The organism is Streptomyces sp. NPDC127098 (genome assembly GCF_042722465.1).
GTDB lineage: Bacteria > Actinomycetota > Actinomycetes > Streptomycetales > Streptomycetaceae > Streptomyces > Streptomyces millisiae.
In genome coordinates, this window is the sequence record NZ_JBHXFJ010000096.1 from 1 (window position 1) to 2,226 (window position 2,226).

A 2,226-nucleotide genomic window follows, 5' to 3' on the forward strand; every position below is an offset into this window, starting at 1 on the left:
GGCCCGGGGCCGAACGGCGGCCCCGCCCGGCTGGCACCAGCCGGTCGGGGCAGCCGGCCGGAAGGACCGGCGCAGGGACCACCGGCGGGAGGTCGCGGTGACCCTCGCCACCGACCCCCCACGCGACACCGCCGACGGCGAGGGCCGGACCCCTTGGCGGCGTAGGACAGCAGGTCGCCGGCGTTCGTCCCTGATGGGATGGCTGTTCGTCAGCCCGTCCGTGACCGTGCTTGGCCTGTTCCTGCTGCTGCCCATCCTGATGGCCGCCTGGGTCAGCCTGCTCGACTGGGACGGCCAGTCCAACCCGTTCACCGGCGGGCGCGCCGAGTTCGTCGGCCTGGACAACTACCGCGACCTGCTCGTCGACGACGGCCTGGACCGGACGCTGTTCGCCACCTCGCTGCGCAACAACGCCTACTACGTGCTGCTGTTCGTGCCGCTGGTGACGATCCTGTCCCTCACCCTGGCGATGATCGTCAACCAGCGCCTGATCAGGGGCCGTTCGCTGCTGCGGACCACGTTCTACTTCCCGTCCGTCACCAGCACCATCGCGGTCTCCACGGTGTTCCTCTTCCTCTTCCAGGGCAGCGGCGCCGTCAACCGGCTGCTGTCCTGGTTCGGGATCACCGGGCCCAACTGGTTCGCCGACTCGCGCGGCGTCGTCTGGGTCGCGCTCGGCGCGCTCGGGCTCGTCGACCCGGAACGGCCCAGCGGCTTCCTCACCGAGCACGACTTCCTCGGCCTGAGCTGGTTCGAGTGGCTTTCGGGCCCCTCGGTGGCGATGTGCACGATGATCCTGCTCGCCATCTGGACCACCTCGGGCACCTTCATGCTGATCTTCCTCGCCGCGCTCCAGGACATCCCCCGCGAGCTGGAGGAGGCCGCGGCGCTCGACGGCGTCAACCGGCGCCAACTGCTGCGCAACGTCACCCTCCCGGCGCTGCGTCCGGTGCTGTTCCTGGTGCTGACGCTCGGCCTGATCGGCAGCTGGCAGGTGTTCGACATGGTCTACGTGATGGGCCAGGGCGCCCCGGGCAACACCACCCTCACGCCGGCCTTCCTCTCCTACCAGTCCGGCTTCGACAACGCCGACTTCGGGCAGGGCGCGGCCATCGCGTTCATCCTCTTCGCCATCATCCTGATCTGCACCGGCCTGCAACGCTGGCTGCTGCGCGAGCGCTCCGGGAGGTCCGCGCGATGAGCCCAGCCACGACGAAGGCCACGACGAAGGCCGGGAAGCGGGCGCCCGAGGCCCCGGTGCTGCCGCGGTTCGCGGTGCCCTGGCGGGCGGTCGGCTACACCCTGGTCGCCGGCCTGGCGCTGCTGTACGTCCTGCCGTTCGCCATCCAGATCGCGACCAGCTTCAAGACCATGCCGGACGCCGCGGCCAACCCCCTCACCCTGTGGCCCACCACCCCCACCACGGCCGCCTACGAGCGGCTGTTCGGGATCGCCGACTCGGCCGAGAGCGTGCCGTTCCTGCGCTGGCTGGGCAACTCGACGGTGGTGACGCTCCTGGTCACCGGCGGCCGGGTGCTGTTCGACTCGATGGCCGGCTACGCGCTGGCCCGGCTGAACTTCCCGGGGCGGCGGCTGCTGTTCGTGCTGCTGCTGTCCGTCATGGCGGTGCCCGGCGTGGTGCTGCTGATCCCCAAGTTCCTGGTGCTCAACACCTTCGGGATGTTCGACACCTACGCCGGCATGGTGGTGCCGCTGCTGGTGGACGCGGCCGGCATCTTCATCATGAAGCAGTTCTTCGAGTCGGTGCCGCGGGAGGTGGAGGAGGCGGCCAGGATCGACGGCGCGGGGGCCTTCCGGATCTACTGGTCGGTGGTGCTGCCGATGGCCAGGCCGGCGCTGATCACGCTGACCATCCTCTCCTTCCAGGGCTCCTGGAACGAGTTCACCCACTACCTGGTGTCGACTCAGTCGAGCGAGTACGAGACGCTGACCACGGGCCTGGCCCGACTGGTGGCGGGCGGCCTCGGCAGCGGTACCCAGTACCCGCTGAAGCTGGCCGCGGCGGCCCTGTCCACCATTCCGGTCGCGATCCTCTTCTTCTGTTTCCAGCGCTACTTCATCCGCGGCGCCAACTCCGGCTCCGTGAAGGAGTGACGGGTGGCGGGGCGTTCGGCGTGGATGGACCGCCCGGGGCTGGGCGCCGGGCGGGCGCGGGTGCGGGCCCGGTGGGAGAGCGCGGTGGGGCGCGGGGCGCCGGGGTGGCCC

At 70.6% G+C, this 2,226-nt stretch carries 2 protein-coding genes; both read left to right on the forward strand.

All coding sequences use genetic code 11. From position 1 onward, the window contains the following. Window positions 1–193 precede the first annotated feature (193 nt). Window positions 194–1,201: a carbohydrate ABC transporter permease gene (locus ACFWI8_RS34110; RefSeq protein WP_387099516.1), complete on the forward strand. Its 1,008-nt coding sequence runs from the start codon at window positions 194–196 to the stop codon at window positions 1,199–1,201. Further along, window positions 1,198–2,115, forward strand: coding sequence for a carbohydrate ABC transporter permease (locus ACFWI8_RS34115; protein ID WP_387099492.1), 918 nt, complete (start codon window positions 1,198–1,200; stop codon window positions 2,113–2,115). The genes ACFWI8_RS34110 and ACFWI8_RS34115 overlap by 4 nt, the downstream gene beginning before the upstream one ends. Window positions 2,116–2,226 lie beyond the last annotated feature (111 nt).

What these genes read in the sequence shown, in the direction of transcription:
- ACFWI8_RS34115 (WP_387099492.1), top strand. Translation starts at nt 1,198, where the DNA reads ATGAGCCCAGCCACGACGAAGGCCACGACGAAGGCCGGGAAGCGGGCG.
- ACFWI8_RS34110 (WP_387099516.1), top strand. Translation starts at nt 194, where the DNA reads ATGGGATGGCTGTTCGTCAGCCCGTCCGTGACCGTGCTTGGCCTGTTC.